Raw genomic sequence first — 20691 nt, forward strand, 5'->3', positions numbered from 1 at the left:
AAAACAGATTTCTACTAAAATTATTCTTAAAACATTTTACTTTAAATTTATTTATAGTAAATTAAAGAAAGCTATTATGATTTTCAATAAATTTTGTAAATTTATAGTATTAAATTTTATTTAAAAAAGAAGTTTGAATTTTTGATAACTTTAATTCCATAGAAAAATGAAAAAAGGGATAACGATTATTTTTTTATTTTCAAACTTGTTTGTTTTAGCGCAACCAGTATTGAACGAGTCTAATTATGACCCAAATTTTTTTGCAAATGTATTTTGTCACACTATTGCTTCAGGAATTGGAGTTGGTTTACCAGCGAATGGGGAAAATGTAACATGGAATTATTCTAGTTTTCCTACTACTCCTTGTGGCACATATATGACAATTCCTTTAAATACAGATCTTTTAGGTGCTTTTCCTACTGCAACTTATGCTGATAGTTTTCAGCAGAATAGTTATTCAGTTCATAAGATATATTCTTTAAACTCAATTGAACATAAAACCATTGCGGTTCAGTATAATGATGGAAGTTGGAATCCATTTATATGTGAGTCACAAATATTCCCCTACAATTATCAAGATGTTTTTTGTAATGTTCCCTATTTAGGATATGGTACTCTAATTACTCCCTTTTCTACTCATGAAAATGTTATCATGACAAAAGAGACATGGTCTGTTCATTTATCAGTTGCAGGTTATTTTTATAGATGGTATAGCATAAATCCCTATAGGTTGATTGCAATGATGCGATCTACGCCAACTTTTCCATATTCTATGGAGTTTTATGAATACAACAATCTTTCATCAAATGACAACACTAAAAACAATGAATTTGAAATTTACCCAAATCCAACAAATGGTGATTTATTTATAAGAATCGGGAATGATTTACAAGCCAACTATTTTTCTATTTATGATATTACAGGAAAAGAATTAATCCAAAAAGAAAAGATAGATGATATTTCAAATAAAATCAATCTTACCGATTTTTCATCAGGTATATACTTCATAAAAATTTATGACAAAAAAGGTCAAATTGTAGGGCATAAAAAAATTGTCAAGAATTAATTTTTAATTATTCCTTAACAAACTTTTGATTTACAACACCATCACTGGTTTCTATTTTCATAAAATAATTACCATTGTTTAAATTAGAAACATCAATTGTTTTAGTGCCTTTAGCATTAGGTATTACTTTTGCTAATTGTCCCAAAGCATTATAAATATTTATGGTTGTAATACTAATAGTTGTATCGATTGTGATACTATCTTTTACGGGATTTGGATAAATTAAAATTTTATTAATAGAAAAATCTTCATTAGATAATGCACAATTAAAATCTAGAATATTGCAGTCAGAATTAATTACACAATTAACATAGTTATATTGATTTACTTTATTCAAAACATCTTGATATTCAATAGTATCGACACATATATACTGAAGTGTTGGATTATTAGAAAAGTCAAAGGGCCCCCATTCATGATTATAATAATTATTTTTAATGGACAATGATGTTAATTGATTATTTGAACAATCTAATCTAGTAATACTCATATTCATAGTATTTAGATTCAAACTTGTAAGCAAATTATTTGAGCAATATAAGCTATATAAAAAACATTTTCCATTTAAATCAATATTGGAAATAAAATTATTATTGCAGTAAAGAGTTTTCAGATTATTAACACCATCTAAATTTATGCTAGTAATTTGATTATTATTGCACACCAAATGTTCCATGCTAGATAATCCAGCTAAATTTAAATTTGTTAAATTGTTATTTGAACAATCTAAATTAGTAAGATTAACTAAACCATTAAAATCTAAGTTTGCTAATTGATTATTACTACACCACAAAAGAAGAAGATTTGTGAGCCCATTCAAATTAATACTAGTTAGTTGATTATTATCGCAATGAAATCTTTTTAAATTGGTTTGATCCTGAAAATTAATACTTGTAATTTGATTATAACCACAAGATAAATCTGTTAAATTACTTAATCCATTTAAATTTAAACTTTGCAATTGATTGCTACCACAACCTAAAGTCTCAAGACTTGATAATCCATTTAAATTTAAATTCGTTAATTGGTTACCACCTATACTTAAAGACTCAAGGCTAGACAAGCTCGTTAAGTCTATATTTGCAATCATATTATTATAACATTGTAAAGATTTTAATGTATTATTATTACTGCTAAAAGTTAAATTGGTTAATTCACAATTATTACAAGATATATTAATCAATGCTGTATTACTGCTTACATCTAAACTAGTTAGTCCAGTTTCATAAAAGCTTAGCGAAGTCAATGCAGTATTATTACTAACATCTATACTAGTCAACAATGGAAGTTGATAACAAACTAAACTAGTCAATAAGGGATTGTTACTAATATCTAAACTAGATATTTGAATATTTCCACAAGCTAATCCAGTCATGTTTGCAAAAAACTCTATACCTGATAAATTAGTAATAGCTGAATTAGAAACGCCTAAGAAACCTATTGCTAACGCTTCACTTTGTTGAATTTCTCCATCATTGTTACTATCAATAGGAATATAGCTTGTTTGTGTTAAGTTCATAGCACTTACGTCATCTGATACTAAATAAGCTTTAAAATTAGCATCAGGAAAGTTGATTATCTGAGCATTTGCAAAAAGACTAAAAAGTAAAGCTGTAAGAAGAAGAATTTTTTTCATGATATTATATTTTTATAAACTTTTGATTAACAACACCATCACTGGTTTCTATTTTCATAAAGTAATTACCATTGTTTAAACTAGCAACATCAATTGTTTTAGTGTCTTTAGCATTAGCGATTGTTTTAACTAATTGCCCCAAGGAATTATAAATATTTATAGTTGTCATACCTATCGTTGTATCGATTGTGATACTATCTTTTACAGGATTTGGAGATATTGAAAAGGCTTCTGCTACGTTGAAATTTTGATTTGATAAAGCGCAATTTGAATCAACAACACAATTTGTATAGCCATACAAAGTAACTAAATTTTGAACATTTGCCAATTGACTTGAATCGGCACAGATATATTGCAAGTTTGGGTTGCCTTGAAAAGATAAAATTTCTGTAATACCATTTTTAATTAACAAACTAGTTAATAGATTATTACTACAAAATAAATAAGCTAATGAAGTATTGTTAATTAGATTTAAGTTTGTTAATTGATTATCAGAACAAGATAAAACGCCTAAAACAGCATTATTAATCAGATTTAAAGTTGTTAGTTGATTAAAACCACAGTTTAAATTAGATAATAATACATTGTTAACTAAACTTAAACTTGTAAGTTGATTAACTTCAATATTTAAATAATTTAAACTTGCATTATTGGTTAAATTTAAATTAGTAATAACATTATAACTGCAATCAAGATAATTAAGATTTATGAGGCTATTTATATCAATACTTGACAAAAAGTTATGATTACATTTTAATTCATTCAAATTAAATAAGTTGACAAGACTTAAAGATGTAAGTTGATTATTTTCACAAATTAATTTTTTTAAATTCACCAAATTACTTAAATTTAGATTTACAAGAGGATTAGAATTACACACCAGCTCTTCAAGAGAAGCTATACCATCTATAATTAAATCTACAAACTGATTAGCGGTAAGATTTATTTTTTTAATAGCAGTTAACCCAGTTGTGTATATATTTGTAATTTGATTATTTTGGCAACTAATCTCTTGAAGACTAGATAGTCCATCGAAATTTAGACTAGAAAGTTGATTAGAATAACACATTAAAAATTTTAAATTTAATAATCCATTCAAATTTAAAACAGTTAGTAGATTTGATCCACAATTTAAAAAAGATAAACTTGACAATCCATTTAAATTCAAATTTGAAATATGATTGTTTTGACAGTCTAAAAAGTTTAAATTAGTTATACCTATTAAGTTTAAATTTGTCAGTTGATTAGAACGGCATGTTAACTCAGTTAGATTACTTAACCCATTCAAATTTATATTTGATATCTGATTGTTTTCACAACTTAAAATTAGTATGCTAGAAAGCCCATTTAAGTCTAAGCTTGTTAAAGAATTATAACCGCATTTTAAATTTATAATATTAGTAAAAGACCTTATTCCCTCTAAACTATTAATATTTGAAAACTGAACATTTAAGGCAAAAATATTTAATGATTCAGACAATTGTATTTCGCCATCGTTATTAGTATCAATTTTATTGTACTGATAATTTAAATCAATAGCAATTTCATTAGTTGTACTAGCTGCTAATAATTTCGCCTTAAAATTAGCATCAGGAATGTTGATAATCTGAGCATTTGCAAAAAGACTTAGAAGTAAAACTGTAAGAAGAAGAATTTTTTTCATAGCAATTATTTAAAAACAATGTTACTAATATTTATTTTTTACGATGCTATTTCTAGCTTATTTTTTATCAAAATTAAGGAGTAAATTTTACAAAAGTGTTCACTACTCCGCCCCCGCCTCCGTGATTCCCCTGATAAGAATAGTAACCGCAACCAGTATAAAAAGAAGTAGAACTATTAAAAGCAAAATCTCCAGAAAAAGTAGCATTTTGTTTTTGCAACCATATATTGGTATTTGGATTATACTCCCAAAAATCAAAAGCCTTTTGATATGGTTCAGTAAAAGAAGGGTAAGGGTAATTGATAGGAATAATCTCCGCATTACCATATCCAAGTCCAACATAACCTTTTGAGTTTATACAAAACCCTTTTGCAGCTCTTCTGCCCGAACTGGTCCAAGTGACATTGGGACGGGAAGCAATAGGCGGCATATCTGCTTTTTGACTCCAAGTAAGCGACAAGGAATCAAAATGCCAAAAATCAGATAAAAGAGTATTAGTTGAAGATTGATTACTACCACCTAACCCTGTATATACCTCATTACCAATTGCAAAACCCACAGCACCTGCTCGAGCAACTCCGGGAAAATTAGGTAATTGTGTCCAAGAATTAGTTGCTGGGTTAAACCTCCAAAAATCATTTAAAAGTGTTTGATTTGAGCTTCCACTTGCTCCTAAGCCCACATAACCATAGTCATTAGAACTAAATGAAACACAGCTATTCCTTCCGTTGCCTGGGAAATCAGCTAATTGCGTCCACACATTTGTTGCCAAATCATATTCCCAAAAATCTTTTAAAAAGTCGAAACCATTATTTACATAATTACTGCCTAGACCAATATAAGCTTTATTGTTTATACTAAAAGAAATTGCACCACTTCTATAAACCCCAGGAAAAGTTGTAAGGTATGACCAACTATTAGTAGTGAAATCATAAGCCCAAAAGTCGTTAAGATTTCCACCTGAACTAGTAACAACGTTAAAATCAGAACTGTAATGATAATTAGAACCAAAACCAATACAGCCTTTATTACCTAAAACAAAGCCAATACAACCATATCTAGCAGCACCATAAGGTAAACCTGTAATTTCTTCCCAATTCCCAATTGAGCTTACTTCAACAAGAATTTCAACAAACTTATTATTAGATGTGGTTGCTTTAATTTTTGTTATTCCAATAGCTTTAGCGGTTACCAAACCAGAGCTGTTAACTTCAGCAATTGTCTCGTCAGCTGACGACCAAACTACAGTAGAATTAGTAGAATTGGTTGGTGTGATAGTAAAGGTAAGTTGTTCCGTTTGATTTATTGTTAACCCTAGTACGGTTTTGTTTACAACAATAGATTCTGTAGGAATAGTTGTTGTCACATTATTTTCAGTTATTTCATCTTTTGAGCAAGATAACGTTAAAAAAACAACTGCTATTAAAATATTGAATGTTTTCATTTGGAATAAATTTTAATAGTTTATATTAAAAAAAGAGTTTAATCAAACTATGCAAAAAAACTTTATATTTGCAGGCTTGTATAGGATAGATTGCTTTTCTATAACAAATGTATAGATAAAATTCAGAGTAAACTACAATAAAGTGAGAAAAAAAATTGTTGCCAAATTATTAAGCCATCAATCGCTTTTTGTTATTGTTTTCAGTGCAATTTGTTATTTTCTTGTAAATGTTTTACTAAAAGAAAAGTTGAGTGATAAAGCATACGGAGAATATTCGATGGTAATCACTTTTTTTTCAATGATTTATATTTATGGTTTATCTGGATTAGAACAAGGATTTGCAAAATACTCTCATGTTGTAAAAGAAAATGTCATCGAAACCAATTTGTTTCTTTTTAAATTGGTTATAGGTTCAATAATTATAGTAAGCTTTATAAGTTCTATTTTCTTAATTTATTACTATAATTCAATTTCAATTAATTTTTTTTTACTCATAGTTACCTCTGTATGTATGAGTAGTTTGTTGTTTTTGTATTCAATATTTAGAATAAACTCAAACTTTGTTATTGCTCAATTACTACAAAACGGATTTAAAATCATATTATTTTTTATAGCTCTTTTGCTTCTAGTTCTAAAAAGATTTTATAAAAATGAAATTATTTTTTTAGTAATGTTGAGTATAATTATTACGTTTATTTTTGGAATATTAAAATTAAAAAAAATGCGTTTTGTTTTTGTTGATACAACAACAAGAAATACAATTTTAGTTTCAGGTGTTTTCTTTTTGATTGCTACTGCGACTTTTTCAATAATAAACTTTGCTGACAGATATCTTATAGAGAATAAATTTGGTCTAGCAGTAGTAGGAGATTATTTTTATTTATCTAATATTTTTTTAGCGCCATTTTCTATTTTGCAAGGATATATAGGGTTTAAAAAACTCGTACATTATAAAAATTCGTTTACAATTGAGAATTTCAAAAAGAACAATAGAACAAATTTAATTTACGGTTTTTTATTAAGTATTTTGCTCATTATCTTTTATTTTTTAATAATCGAAATTGGCATAGGAACCTTTGATTTTTTGAAATATAAAACGGTTTTCATATTGTTGCTGCTATTAGGAATAGCAAAAATATATTCATCAGGTATTTATCCCGCTTTTGATGTGGTTATAGATGTTAAAAATTTAAAAATAGCTAAAACAACAATTTTAATAATATCTTTGTTTATATTACTTATTACTTTTTTTTACGCAAAGACAATTGAAATTATTATTTCAAGTTTAATAATAGTTTGGGTAATAAAAACATTAATATTGAGATGGTTTCTAATCAATCAAGAAACAAATAATAATTTTGAATAGAAAATTAATTTTTATAACATTTTATCTTGGTTTATTCTTTTTTGCTTTTAATTCTTTTGAAGGATTAAAGTTTTTAGGAGAATTTAAAAACGAAGCGGGTGCATATTTTATTGTTTTTGGATTCTTTTTGATGTTTTTTGAAAAGAAATTTTACTTTCCAATAAATAGTCCAATTTTTAAGTTGATAATCCTTTTTTTTGTTTGGTGTTTTATAACAACTATTTTGAACACAAGTGGTGTCTTAAATAGTTATTTGAAACATACAACGGGAATAAATAGGTTTATTAGGCAATATATCTCTTTATTTCTTTCAACAATTGTATTCTTTTTATTCTTTTATAATGTTATAAAGAAAATGTCGTTAGAAGATATTTTTCTAAAAGTTAGACGCGTGTTCTTAATTACTTTAATTTTTGCATTTATATTAGGTTTTTTCGAAACACTTTATACAGTTTTTGGAATTGGAAAAGCAAAATCAATTATTGAATTATTGAATTATTTTCCTTTTGTTGAAAAGGATATTTTTCTTGACCGTATTTCATCCATTGGTAATGAGCCACCAGATTTAGCTCTTTTTTTAATTTCTACATGTAGTTGGATGTTAAGCTATATTTACACTGAAAAGAGTATTGGTAAGTATTTACCAACAATTATGATTCTATTTCTGACTTACTATTCAGGTTCTAGAACAGCATTAATAGTTATTTTTATTCAGCTTTCTATTTTCCTTTACATTATCACACCCAAACAACAATTCTTTTTAATAGTTCAAAAGGGAGTTTTAATTATCTTTAGTTTATCATTAATACTTGTAATTTTTGAATCCGATAAGGTTTTAAAATCGGTCGAGAATAAAATTGAGTCGTTAAACTTCAAAAAGAATTTGACGAAAAACATATCAAATCAATCAAGATTTGGAATTCAATATGCTTCATTACAGGTTTTTAAAGACAACCCTATAATTGGCGTTGGTTATGGACAACAATCATTTTATAGTCGCAATTACTATCCAGGTTGGGCAAAAAAAAGGAATTATGAATTTAAAGAGCTTTACGAAAATAGCGCAGTAAAATCATTTCCACCAGCATATAATATTTACACAAGAGTTCTTGCCGAAACAGGAATAGTGGGATTTTGTATTTTACTTTATTTTATAATTTATGTATTATATTCGCTCAATAAACATCTAAGGATTCATAACAAGGATAATTTTGTATTAATATTAATTTTATATACAACATTATTTGGATTATTTTTATATTGGCTTCAAAACGATACATTTAAAATATACGTTTTGTGGTTATCAATAGCAATTTTTATAAAAATTAAACAAGAAAAAATCATAAAAAATCATGATACTGAGAAAAATTCAAAATAGAATAAATAAAGAAAGAGTTAATCCATCTTTTTTGTCATTTTTTATAAATGATTATTACCTTATTAAAAGTGAAATATATAATCAAATAAAAATTAACTCCAAGTATTTAAATGGATCAACTATGGATTTTGGTTGTGGAACAAAACCATATAAAGAATTTTTTGTTAAAAACAAAGAGTACATAGGTGTTGATTTGCAGATTGAAGGTTGGGAAGAAAGACAAAAATATGCAGATTGTTTTTATGATGGTAGAACATTACCTTTTAATGAAGAAAGATTTGATAGTATGCTTTGTACTGAAGTTTTAGAGCATGTATTTAATATTGAAGAATTATTAAGCGAGTTTAATAGAGTTCTTAAAAAAGGAGGAATTGCATTAATAACTACTCCTTTTATGTGGGAGGAGCATGAAATGCCATATGATTTTGCTAGATATACAACTCCCGCATTAAACTTTTTATATAAAAAGCATGGTTTTGAAATAGTTAGCCATTTTAAGTGTGGTAATAACGCTAAAGTTATTTCTCAATTTAGATTGAATTTTATTAAATCCTATCTACCTAAAAATAGAACAATAAAACAAATTTTAATGATTCCATTTATTATTTATTTCAACACTAGAGCAACTTTAATAAGTTTATTATTTCCAGGTGATGGAACTATGTATTTCAACAATGTTTACTTATTGAAAAAAGCATAATCATTTAAATACAGAGTTTTGAATATTAAATTATAAAAAACATGAATAAAACTGCACTATTAATTCCACATTATAATGAGCCAGATGGGTTAATAAAATCTTTGTCTTCTATAAATTGTGAAGAAAACATAGATGTTTTTATAATAGATGATGGTAGTCAAAAAGAAAAAATTAGAGAAGAAGAAACTAAACAAGCATTTTGCGCTAATGGAGAAATTTTTTTCGAATATATTGAACAAAATGTTGGACTAGAAAATGCACTAAATGTAGGTCTTAAAAATATAATAAGTAAAGGAATATATACTTATATTGCTAGACTAGATTGTGGTGATCTTTGTATTGGGAAAAGGTTTAGTATTCAAGAAAAATTTCTTAATGAAAATCCTAAAATAATGTTATTAAGCGCAAATGTTATTTGTGTAGACTTACAAGGAAATTTTATTTACAATCTTATTTTCCCCGAAAACAGCAAACAGATTAGAAAAAAAATGTACTTAAATTCAATGTTTTCTCACCCATGTTCAATGTATAGAGCTGAGGTAATTGACAAAGTTGGATATTATCCAACAAAGTATAAAGTAGCTGAAGATTATGAGTTTTTTTTCAAAATAGTTAAAAACTATGAAACAGCAAATCTACAGCAATATCTTTTGAAATATGAGATTAATCCAAATGGGATTTCATTAAGTAAAAGAAAGATACAGGTTGGGGGTAGGATAAAAATTATTATGGATAATTTTTATTTTGGCTTTTGGCCAATATATGGATTGGTAAGAAATTGCATTCTTTATTTTATATCTCATTCTTTTTTATTAAAAATTAAAAAAGCACTAAAAAAAGCTTAAAAATGTATTATAAAAATATTTCACTTAAGAAAATTTATGAAATATCGGTTTTATTATTATTGATTAGCCTTTCCTTTTCTAAGGCTTTTCCTAATTTAATTTTGGGATTAACTCTAATTTTATTTCTGTTTGATAGAATTAAAAATAAACATCTATTTAGACTAGATGGTGTTCAAATATCAATATTAACAATTATGTTATATTTATTAGTCAAATCATCAATCAATAACTCTTTAATGTATGACAGCAGTATTTTATCTCGAATTATTATTATTTTAATTTTACCAATTTTAATTTGTAATATATCAAAGAATAAAATAATTTTTGCTTTAATAGTATCTGCATTAGTCTCAATAACAATTGCAACGTACAACATCTTTTTTTTTTATTTAAAATATCACTACCTGCCTTTTGAAAGAGGGGAGATAATAAATAAATTATTAGTTATTGAAAGACCATACTTAGGTTTTTTTTGTCTAATAGCATTAATATCATGCATATATTTATCTGCAATTAAAGTTAAATACAAAACACTATTAATCATATTGTCTCTAGTTTTCACTTTTTTTATTATACTAATTGCAGCAAGATTAGCACTTATTTCAGGATTACTTTTATCTGTTATATATCTAATTTTTTATACTAAGTACAGACCGTTTAATAAGCTTTTAATATTAAGTATTAGTTTAGTATTAGTTTCAATAGTTGTTATATCAAACAAAAATTTAAGTACTAGATTGTTGTCTAATCTAACCGCGGAAAAACTTAAATACTATGATGCAAGGATTGATATTTGGGATTGTTCGCTTAGGTTAATAGAGTCCAAAGAGTTCGACTTTTTTTTCGGCAGTAGAAGTTATCAATATATTGAAAATAGTTTGGTCGAATGTTATAAAACTAAGTTTGATTATGATTTAAAAAAAAGAAGTTGGTTTGTAGAGTCAAGGTTTAATACTCACAATCAATTTTTAGATTTTTTCCTTATGGCTGGGGTTCTAGGTGCTATATTGTTTTTTTATTTTAATTATTTAATAATAAAAGAATCAATTTATAATTTTTATTTTTTTTCACTAGTATTATCATTAGTTTTGTTTTTTATTTTCGAAAATGTTTTTCATAGACAACTTGGATGCTATCTGATAGCAATAATTATATCAATAATAAAAAAAGATAATACAAAATTAAATTTTCTCAATTATAAGGAAAATAAAGAATTAATTTAAAAATGAAAAAAGCATTAATTCACGATTTGTTTATACAAAAAGGAGGTTCAGAAAAATGCGTAGAAAGTTTCACAAATATTTGGGATGACTTTGATATTTTCACCTTAATAGACCATTTGTCAGACGATCATAGACAAATAATGTTAAAAGGAAAAAAAACTAAAACATCTTTTTTGCAAAAAATGCCATTTTCAAAAAAATTATTTAGGCATTATTTTCCTTTATATCCATATGCTGTTGAACAATTTGATTTTTCAGAATATGATTTAATTTTAAGCTCTTCGTATTCAGCTTGTAAAGGCGTGCTAACACGACCAGATCAATTGCACATTTCATATGTTTACTCACCAGTTCGTTATGCTTGGGATTTATATCATCAATATCTTAGAGAAGCAAATTTAAATAAAGGTTTGCTTGGTATACCAATAAAATGGATGCTCCACTATCTGAGAAATTGGGATGCTGGTACAGCTAATCGTCCAGATTATTATATAGCAATATCACATTATATCGCCAAAAGAATTAAAAAGCTTTATGATAAGGATTCAATTGTGATTTACCCACCTGTTGACTGTACAAATTATATAATAGGAGAGGAAACAGGAGATTATTATTTTACAACTTCAAGGATGGTACCATACAAAAAAATAAATCTTATTGTTGAAGCTTTTTCGAAAATGCCTGAAAAGAAACTTATTGTTGGAGGAGATGGTCCTGACTTTAAAAAAATAAGCAAACTCAAAACTTCAAATATTGAACTTTTAGGTTTTTTGGATAATAAAACTTTATTAAATTATACACAATCGGCAAAAGCTTTTATATTTGCAGCCGAAGAAGATTTTGGTATTGCACCTATAGAAGCCCAAGCATGTGGAATACCTGTTATTGCTTTTGGAAAAGGAGGAGCTTTAGAAACGATAGTCGGTTCTTTTGCTACTGAAAACAATGTGAAATCAACTGATACTGGGATGTTTTTCGAAAAACAAACAGTAGAATCATTAGTTAATGCTGTCAATGTTTTTGAAAAAAATAAAGACAAATTTAACAAAAACACCATTAGAAATCAAGCTTTAAAATTTGATACTAAACGGTTTGAAAAAGAGTTTAAAGAAACCATTGAAAAAATTATAGCAACTCATAAGTTTTAAATGAAAAAAGCGATTATTACTGGAATAACAGGACAGGACGGAGCCTATTTAGCTGAATTATTACTTAAAAAAGGATATGAAGTCTATGGAACCTATAGACGCTCCAGTTCTATGAACTTTTGGAGAATAGAAGAATTAGGCATTCAAAACAACCCCAATTTACACCTTTTAGAATACGATCTAAACGACCAAACAAGTAATATTCGGTTAATTGATAAAGTTCAGCCAGACGAAATATATAATCTTGCAGCTCAAAGTTTTGTTGGTGTTTCTTTTGACCAACCAATTGCTACTGCGCAAACAACAGGCGTAGGATGTTTACATCTTTTAGAAGCTATTAGAATAATAAATCCAAAAATAAGATTTTATCAAGCATCTACATCAGAAATGTTTGGTAAAGTTCAGGAGATTCCTCAAACAGAAAATACTCCTTTTTATCCAAGAAGTCCTTATGGTGTTTCAAAGTTATTTGCACACTGGTCAACTATAAATTACAGAGAAAGTTACGACATATTTGGTGTTAGTGGTATTTTATTTAACCACGAATCACCTCTTAGAGGAAGAGAGTTTGTCACAAGAAAAATCACAGATACTGTAGCAAAAATCCACTTAGGAAAACAAGATAAGTTAGAATTAGGAAACCTTGATGCCCAAAGAGATTGGGGTTATGCAAAAGAGTATGTTGATGGAATGTATAAAATGCTTCAACATGACACACCAGAAACATTTGTGTTAGCAACAAATGAAACACATACGGTTAGAAAATTTGTTGAATTATCATTTAATCGAATAGATGTTGAATTAGAATGGAAAGGAACAGCTGAAAATGAAAAGGGATATTGTACTAAGTCAGGAAAAGAATTAGTAGTAATAAATCCTAAATTTTACCGTCCAGCTGAAGTTGAACTTTTAATTGGTTCAGCTCAAAAAGCAAATGATTTATTAAATTGGAAACCGAAAACTGGTTTAGACGAATTATGTTCGTTAATGGTAGAAGCCGACATTAAAAGAAACAAGAATGGATTCTCTTTCTAATAAAGTTGTAATAACAGGAATCGGAGGTTTTACAGGCAAATATTTGTCAGAATATTTAACACAAAAAGGATATAATGTTTTTGGAATTTCCAATTTGGGAAATAAAGAAAATAAGACATACAAATGTGATATAACAGATAAAAGTGAAGTTGAAACCGTTTTAAGGGAAATTCAACCTAATTATATTATCCATCTTGCAGCAATTTCATTTGTACAACATAATGATATTCAAGAAATTTACAATGTAAATGTAATCGGTACTCAAAACATTCTTGAAGCGTGTTTAATTATAAAAGAAAGTTTAAAAAAAGTTATTTTAGCAAGTAGTGCAACGGTTTATGGCAATAATCCCAATGAGATGCTAAGTGAAGACATGTGTCCTAACCCCATAAACCATTATGGAATAAGCAAATTGGCAATGGAGCAAGTTGCTAAAACATATTTTACTAATTTGCCGATACTAATAACACGACCATTTAATTATACAGCACCTGGTCATGGAGAACAATTTGTTATACCAAAGATTGCAAAAGCATTTGTTAACAAAGAAAAACAAATCGAATTAGGAAATCTTAATGTCTATAGAGAATATAATGCTATAGAGTTCGTGTGTGATGTATATTTTAAATTATTAGAATCTGAAACTACTTCTGCTATAGTAAATATTGCATCAGGAAATACCTACTCCTTAAATGATATTTTAAGTAAATTTGAAGAAAAATCTGGCCACAGAATAGAAGTTATTGTGAATCCAAATTTTGTTAGAAAAGATGAAATAAAAATACTTAAAGGTGATATTTCAAAATTGAAAAGCATTATTAATGTTGAGTTTTCAAATTCTATTGATAGCACAATAGTTAGTTTTTTATCAAAAACAGGTAATAAATAAATCAAATTTTCAATAGAAAATGCCAAAAAATAAGATTCTAGAAATTTTCAAAAACTTTGATTTTACTAACAAAACAAATCTATTTATTTTTTTGTTAGCCCTACCGCTTATAACAATTCCATTACCACCATTTTACAATAGTGCTGCAACAATTATATTAGTGTTGTTTTCTTTTTCAGGTTTTTTCAAGTTGAAATTCAAATTCGATTTAACACTTTTTTTGCCTATAATTCTTTTTATACTGATGCTATTATCTTTAGTATGGTCAACAGATTTGAATTACTCAATTAAAGGCTTACAGAAAAATGTACCATTTTTACTTATTCCATTACTATTTTTATACATCCAAAAATTTGACAAAAAAACACTTTATAAATCTATTAGACTTTACGCATTCAGTATGGTATTTTTTGCATTGTTTTCATTTGCAAAGGCTTTTATAAAGTATTTTCAAACATCAAATAAAGATGTTTTTCTATATAATGAGTTAGTATCAGTTGAGCTTAATGCTATATATATTGCAGCTTTTGCTTCTTTTTGTTTATTTTATTTTATTTTACTTAAAAACAAAAAAACAATTGACCTTATAGCAATATATATTTTAGTACTATTTATTGTATTACTAAACTCCAAGACTGTTTTTTTTATTGATTTTATATTATTAATTTGGTTTTATGCAAAAAAAGGGGTTGCACATAGTAGTGTTAAGTGGGTAACAATTACATTGGGTATAACTTTTTTATTTTTGTCTTATATATATGTGCCACAAGTCCATGATAGAGTGGTAAGCGAATATGAAACAGCATTTGTTGATAACACAATATATGCAGATTCAAAAAACAATGATAATAAAATATATAATGTCAGCCTACAACAAGCATGGAGTAAACCTAGTTTTGAAACCAATGAGTTTTTTCCAGGAACAGCTTACAGAGTTTTTCAAGCAAGAATTTTCAAAGAAATACTAAAAGAACAAAATATCTGGTTAACTGGATTTGGAATTAATGCCTCCGATAAAGAAATTATTGCAAAACATCAGCAATATAAATTATTTGAAGACTATAACTATCATAATTTTCACAATCAATACATACAGATATTTGCTGAATTGGGAATTTTTGGACTATTAATTTTTATTACAATGTTATTTTTAAATTTAAAAAATGCATTATTAAATAATAATTTTCTTCATATTGTGTTTGCTATTACAATGATTATATTATTTTTGACAGAATCTGTTTTGTGTAGGCAAAAAGGCATATTATTTTTTATTACCTTGTATTGCATATTCAATTCGATGGAACAAAATAGAAAAATCAAAATAAGTAGGAAATGAAAAGAATATTAATAACAGGAGCTGCAGGTTTTTTAGGATCACATTTATGTGATAGATTTATAAAGGAAGGTTATTTTGTAATTGGGATGGATAATCTTATAACTGGAGATTTAAAGAATATAGAACATCTTTTTAAGCTTGAAAACTTTGAATTTTACCATCATGATATTACAAAGTTTGTACATGTTCCTGGTCAACTAGATTATATTCTTCATTTTGCATCGCCAGCAAGTCCAATAGATTATCTAAAAATTCCTATCCAAACATTAAAAGTTGGATCATTGGGAACACACAATTTATTAGGTCTTGCAAGAGTAAAAAAAGCAAGAATTTTAATTGCATCAACCTCTGAAATTTACGGCGATCCGTTGGTGCATCCGCAAACAGAAGAATACTACGGAAATGTAAACACAATAGGTCCAAGAGGCGTTTATGATGAAGCCAAACGCTTCCAAGAGTCAATAACAATGGCTTATCATACTTTCCACGGTGTAGAAACTAGAATTGTTAGAATATTTAACACATACGGTCCAAGAATGCGATTAAACGATGGTCGTGTAATTCCAGCTTTCATTGGTCAAGCATTGAGAGGCGAAGACTTAACTATCTTTGGAGATGGAATGCAAACACGTTCATTTTGTTATGTAGATGATCAGGTCGAAGGAATATATAGATTATTACATTCAGATTATCATTTGCCTGTAAACATTGGTAATCCTGATGAAATTACCATAAAAGATTTTGCCGAAGAAATAATAAAACTGACAGGAACCAATCAAAAAGTTGTTTATCATCCATTACCAATGAATGATCCTTTACAACGTCAACCAAACACGTCAAAAGCTAAAGAAATTCTTGGCTGGGAAGCAAAGGTCAATAGAGCCGAAGGAATGAAAATAACTTATGAATACTTTAAATCTTTATCTTCGGAAGAACTTTTGAAAGAAGAACATAAAGATTTTTCGAAATATATTGTATAAAATGTCAAAAATAACAAGGCGTTATTTAAAATATATAACACTATTATCCTATTTTATAGATCTAGTAATATTAAATCTATTTGCAAAAAGAATTTTTCCTTTTGAAAATTTTTCATTATATTACAGTCTATTTATTGTTTTATCTTGGACGATAATCTCCTTAAATATTGATTTTTATCATATTAGAAGATTATCAAATATTAGATCTATCATTATAAAAATTGTAAAACAATTTGTCGTTTTTACAGTTATTTGTTATGCTTTTTCAGGTATCTATAAACCTCAATCGGACACTACTTTAGTAATAAAGTATACATTATTTTCATTCTTGTTTATTTCTATTATTAAGATTTTACATTTTTATTTAACTAAAAAATTTCAAAAAGTTAAGAAAGTTATAATTATCGGTAAGAAAGAAAACACGTTAGAATTAAAAAACTTTTTTAATGAAAATCCAAGTTTAGGATACAAATTGATAGACGTTTTAAACATTAATAGTCTTCAGTGTATGGAAGAAAGCATTTCTTTTATTGAAGAAAACAAAATTGATGAAATTTATTGTTCGCTTAATGATATGGACAAAGATCAGCTGTTTTTTTATTCAAACTACGCAGATAATAATTTAAAGTCACTAAAGTTTATTGCAAATGAAAAAGAATTATTAATTTCTAATTATAAAATAGAATATTACGGGCATATTCCAATAGCTTCCTATATAAACATTCACAATGAAGACAAAACTTTACTTTTACTAAAAAGAATTTTTGATGTTGTTTTTTCATTGGTAATTGCAGTGTTGGTTTTATCTTGGTTGGTTCCAATAATAGCTGTTATTATAAAATTGACGTCAAAAGGGCCAATTTTTTATTTACAAGAAAGAATAGGTAAAGATGAACATCCTTTCAAAATAATAAAATTTAGATCGATGAAGATTGATGCAGAAGCATCTGGACCCAAATTATCTTCAGATAATGATAACAGAATAACACCAATTGGAAAAATTATTCGAAAGTATAGAATTGATGAATTTCCACAATTTATTAATGTTCTTAAAGGCGATATGTCAATCGTAGGGCCAAGACCAGAAAGAGAGTTTTTTATCAATGAAATACTTAAGGTTAATCCAAAGTATAAAAGATTGCACAACGTAAAACCAGGAATAACTTCTTTAGGGCAAGTATATTATGGTTATGCTGAAAATATTTCTGAAATGGATAAACGATTACAATATGATTTATTGTATCTTAAAAATTTTAGTTTTATAACAGATATAAAAATAATTTTACTAACAATAGCAATAGTTTTTAAAGGAAAAGGGAAATAAATTTCTTTAAATAGTATTTACGAAAAATCTTTTGAAAAACTTAGTCTCCATAATAACTCCAACTTACAATTCTGAAAAATTTATTTCCGAAACCATTCAGTCGGTTTTAAATCAAACCTATCAAAATTGGGAAATGATAATTGTTGACGATTGTTCTTCTGATAATACAAAAACTTTAACCGAAGAATGGTCTAAAAAAGACACCAGAATCAAATCAATTGCCTTGGAAACTAATTCTGGCCCAGCAAAAGCTAGAAATGCTGGAATTGAACTCGCAGCAGGTAATTACATGACGTTTCTAGATGCAGACGATATTTGGTTTCCTGATTTTATCGAAAATAGTATTAAAACAATTGAGCAAACAGGAATTCATTTTGTATTCTCATCTTATAAACGCTCAAATGAAAACCTAGAATTTGTTTATTCTGATTTTATTGTGCCTCAAAAAGTAACTTATACTGATATTTTAAAATCAAATTCTATAAGTTGCTTAACCGCTTTTGTTGACATAAAAACGCTTGGAAAGAAGAGAATGCCAGAAATTTTCAAAAGACAAGATATGGGTTTGTGGTTACAATATCTAAAAGAAATCCCATATGCATACGGAATTCAAGAACCAAAAGCCATTTACCGAATTAGAGAAAATTCATTGTCAAGAAACAAAAAAAATCTAATCAAATATCAATGGCAATTTTACCGTGAAGTAGAAAAATTATCTGTTTTTCAATCTATATACTATATGTTACAATGGATGTATCGCGGTTTTATGAAATATAGAAATTAGTATATATTATTTGTATCCAATTTTTGTTCGTGGTTTTATTTTTTCTTCTTTTTCTGTTAATTCATCTAAATAACTAAAAACCAATTCGATGTTTTTATCGTGATTTGCTAATTTCTTTTGGATTTGAGCAATATCTAATTTAATTTCGGTTGTATCCAGTAGCATTTGTCTGACTTTTGTAAATATTCGCATTATCTGAATATTTGTTTGAATAGCTTTGTCACTATTCAAAACACTTGAAAGCATAAGCACGCCATGTTCTGTAAAAGCCATCGGAGCATATCGTAAACCCATTTTGTCTGAATTGGAGGTCACAATTTGTGATCTCCAATTTGCCAACTCTTCTTTTGATAATTCAAACATAAAATCTTCAGGAAATCTATCAATATTTCTTCTAACCGCTTGTTTTAAAACTCGTGTTTCTATACCATAAAGCAATGCTAAATCTCTATCTATCATTACTTTTTGATTTCTAATAAAGTAAATTTTATTTGAAATTGTTTCTTCTGAAATAATTAAATTTTGGCTCATAGTATTTGTTTTGTGGTTTATATTTTATTTTAGCATCGACTGAAACTGTTTTAACTTGCCACTTTTACTTCTTTGTAATTTGTCTTTTCGGGTGAAAATAAAATTCAAATTATCTTCAAGATATAATCGAATAGCTTTTTCAATTTCTAAAATTTGATTCGAGTTTAATTCGTTTTCACTTACATATTCTATCTCAAAAGTGTCTAGTTTGGTTTGTTTTACAATGAATTCTTTCACATTTCCGTCGTCTTCAATAATGCTTTTAGTAACATAATAAAAAGTCAAACCAGGCGATTTTTTTCCACTTGGTAAAATAGCAACATCATTTGTTCTACCAATTAATTTCTTGAAAAGCGGTTTTTTGAATGTGCTTTTCTCATCCAAAACCCCAATATCACCAATATCATATCGTATAAATGGATGTGCTTTATTATAAAGCGAAGTAATCACAACACGACCTTCTTGTCCGTAAGGTAAAACGTTATTATGTTCATCAATAATTTCAACAAATAACGTTTCGGAATTCACTTGCCACTCACCGTTACGATTTTGAAAAGCAATCAAATCAAGTTCAGATGCACCATATTCATTCACAATTGGAATTCCAAATTGGTTTTCAAGCAAAATTTTATCATCATCAAAAAGCATTTCTGAAGTAACCATGCATACTTTCAATGTTGGACAAACGTCTTTTAATACCACATTTTTTTTCTGCAAAAACTTAGCAAATAACACTATTGAACTTGTATAACCATTGATATAATCAAATTTTTTAGTTTTGAAAATAGCCAAATATTTTTCTAAAACTTCATCTGATAAATTGAAAACCGAAAAGCGATATCTTCGGCTTAGCCAATCTTTTAAAAGTTCTTTTTTGTTTCCAATAAAATCTAACGGAATGCCATAAAATCGAGCTTGATATGATGTGTTAAAATCAACTCCAAACCAACCAAATCTATAAATTACACTTGCCCAAGTTAGCGCATGACAAGGTTTGTCTTTAGCAAAAATAAACGGATCACCACTTGAACCTGAAGTTTTATTTACATAAACATTTTTGGGTGTAAATCCTTTCGAAAGCCTTTCTTTTAATGGTTTTTGAAAGTTTTTTTTGGTCATAACGGGTAAGTCTTCCCATTTTTCAAAAGAATCTTTTCCAACTATTTCAAGATAATATGGATTGTATTTTAAATGATATTCGGTAATTTCTTTCCTTTTTTGTAATACATATGCTTCATAATTTTCATCAGAAACAGAAAGAATTTTTTCAAAAGCAATTTTGGCTTTCTTTATAGGAAAACCATTTAAAATAAGTGATAAGTCGAAAAGTTTGAACACGAAAT

Annotated in this window: 18 protein-coding genes; 13 read left to right on the plus strand and 5 right to left on the minus strand. The window is 27.2% G+C overall.

All coding sequences use genetic code 11. The annotated features are described in order from the left end of the window. Positions 1-166: 166 nt before the first annotated feature. Complete coding sequence (locus tag O9267_RS07570) at positions 167-1066, plus strand: T9SS type A sorting domain-containing protein (protein WP_298177772.1); 900 nt, start codon at positions 167-169, stop codon at positions 1064-1066. 7 nt (positions 1067-1073) lie between these two features. Here the strand turns inward: O9267_RS07570 and O9267_RS07575 are convergent, their stop codons facing one another. The 3 genes from O9267_RS07575 to O9267_RS07585 form a co-directional block, all read right to left on the minus strand. Next, complete coding sequence (locus tag O9267_RS07575; RefSeq protein ID WP_298177775.1) at positions 1074-2702, minus strand: leucine-rich repeat domain-containing protein; 1629 nt, start codon at positions 2700-2702, stop codon at positions 1074-1076. 4 nt (positions 2703-2706) lie between these two features. Further along, on the minus strand, positions 2707-4365 hold the full coding sequence (locus O9267_RS07580) for a T9SS type A sorting domain-containing protein (RefSeq protein WP_298177777.1): 1659 nt from the start codon (positions 4363-4365) through the stop codon (positions 2707-2709). A gap of 73 nt (positions 4366-4438) precedes the next feature. Next, complete coding sequence (locus tag O9267_RS07585; protein WP_298177779.1) at positions 4439-5809, minus strand: kelch repeat-containing protein; 1371 nt, start codon at positions 5807-5809, stop codon at positions 4439-4441. Between the two features lie 298 nt (positions 5810-6107). Here O9267_RS07585 and O9267_RS07590 point away from each other — a divergent pair, with 298 nt between their 5' ends. The 12 genes from O9267_RS07590 (at position 6108) to O9267_RS07645 (ending at position 18817) form a co-directional block, all read left to right on the plus strand. Further along, complete coding sequence (locus O9267_RS07590; RefSeq protein WP_298177781.1) at positions 6108-7175, plus strand: hypothetical protein; 1068 nt, start codon at positions 6108-6110, stop codon at positions 7173-7175. Between the two features lie 355 nt (positions 7176-7530). Then, positions 7531-8553 (plus strand): O-antigen ligase family protein, encoded by a 1023-nt coding sequence (locus O9267_RS07595; RefSeq protein WP_298177782.1) that lies wholly within the window; start codon positions 7531-7533, stop codon positions 8551-8553. Next, complete coding sequence (locus O9267_RS07600) at positions 8528-9253, plus strand: class I SAM-dependent methyltransferase (protein WP_298177784.1); 726 nt, start codon at positions 8528-8530, stop codon at positions 9251-9253. Before O9267_RS07595 ends, O9267_RS07600 begins: the two co-directional genes overlap by 26 nt. A gap of 41 nt (positions 9254-9294) precedes the next feature. Further along, positions 9295-10098: a glycosyltransferase gene (locus tag O9267_RS07605; protein WP_298177786.1), complete on the plus strand. Its 804-nt coding sequence runs from the start codon at positions 9295-9297 to the stop codon at positions 10096-10098. Between the two features lie 2 nt (positions 10099-10100). Next, on the plus strand, positions 10101-11321 hold the full coding sequence (locus O9267_RS07610) for an O-antigen ligase family protein (protein ID WP_298177788.1): 1221 nt from the start codon (positions 10101-10103) through the stop codon (positions 11319-11321). A gap of 2 nt (positions 11322-11323) precedes the next feature. After that, entirely contained in the window at positions 11324-12469 is a 1146-nt protein-coding gene (locus O9267_RS07615) for a glycosyltransferase (RefSeq protein ID WP_298177790.1), read from the plus strand. Next, a complete protein-coding gene (gene gmd, locus O9267_RS07620) occupies positions 12470-13504 on the plus strand; it encodes a GDP-mannose 4,6-dehydratase (RefSeq protein ID WP_298177792.1) in 1035 nt (344 codons plus the stop codon). Further along, entirely contained in the window at positions 13488-14393 is a 906-nt protein-coding gene (locus tag O9267_RS07625) for a GDP-mannose 4,6-dehydratase (RefSeq protein WP_298177794.1), read from the plus strand. The genes gmd and O9267_RS07625 overlap by 17 nt, the downstream gene beginning before the upstream one ends. Positions 14394-14667: 274 nt before the next feature. After that, positions 14668-15729 carry an O-antigen ligase family protein gene (locus O9267_RS07630; protein ID WP_298177796.1) on the plus strand — a complete coding sequence of 354 codons (1062 nt, stop codon included), beginning with the start codon at positions 14668-14670 and terminating at the stop codon, positions 15727-15729. Further along, positions 15726-16709, plus strand: coding sequence for a UDP-glucuronic acid decarboxylase family protein (locus O9267_RS07635; RefSeq protein WP_298177798.1), 984 nt, complete (start codon positions 15726-15728; stop codon positions 16707-16709). The genes O9267_RS07630 and O9267_RS07635 overlap by 4 nt, the downstream gene beginning before the upstream one ends. Position 16710: 1 nt before the next feature. Further along, a complete protein-coding gene (locus tag O9267_RS07640) occupies positions 16711-18033 on the plus strand; it encodes a sugar transferase (RefSeq protein WP_298177800.1) in 1323 nt (440 codons plus the stop codon). 31 nt (positions 18034-18064) lie between these two features. Then, positions 18065-18817: a glycosyltransferase family 2 protein gene (locus tag O9267_RS07645; protein WP_298177802.1), complete on the plus strand. Its 753-nt coding sequence runs from the start codon at positions 18065-18067 to the stop codon at positions 18815-18817. 6 nt (positions 18818-18823) lie between these two features. Here the strand turns inward: O9267_RS07645 and O9267_RS07650 are convergent, their stop codons facing one another. Together O9267_RS07650 and O9267_RS07655 are read right to left on the minus strand one after the other, a co-directional pair. Continuing rightward, positions 18824-19348, minus strand: a complete 525-nt coding sequence (locus O9267_RS07650) for an ORF6N domain-containing protein (protein WP_298177804.1) — start codon at positions 19346-19348, stop codon at positions 18824-18826. Between the two features lie 24 nt (positions 19349-19372). Beyond that, positions 19373-20686 carry a phenylacetate--CoA ligase family protein gene (locus O9267_RS07655; protein ID WP_298177806.1) on the minus strand — a complete coding sequence of 438 codons (1314 nt, stop codon included), beginning with the start codon at positions 20684-20686 and terminating at the stop codon, positions 19373-19375. Positions 20687-20691: the final 5 nt, after the last annotated feature.

Source organism: Flavobacterium sp., assembly GCF_027531705.1.
Taxonomy (GTDB): Bacteria; Bacteroidota; Bacteroidia; order Flavobacteriales; family Flavobacteriaceae; genus Flavobacterium.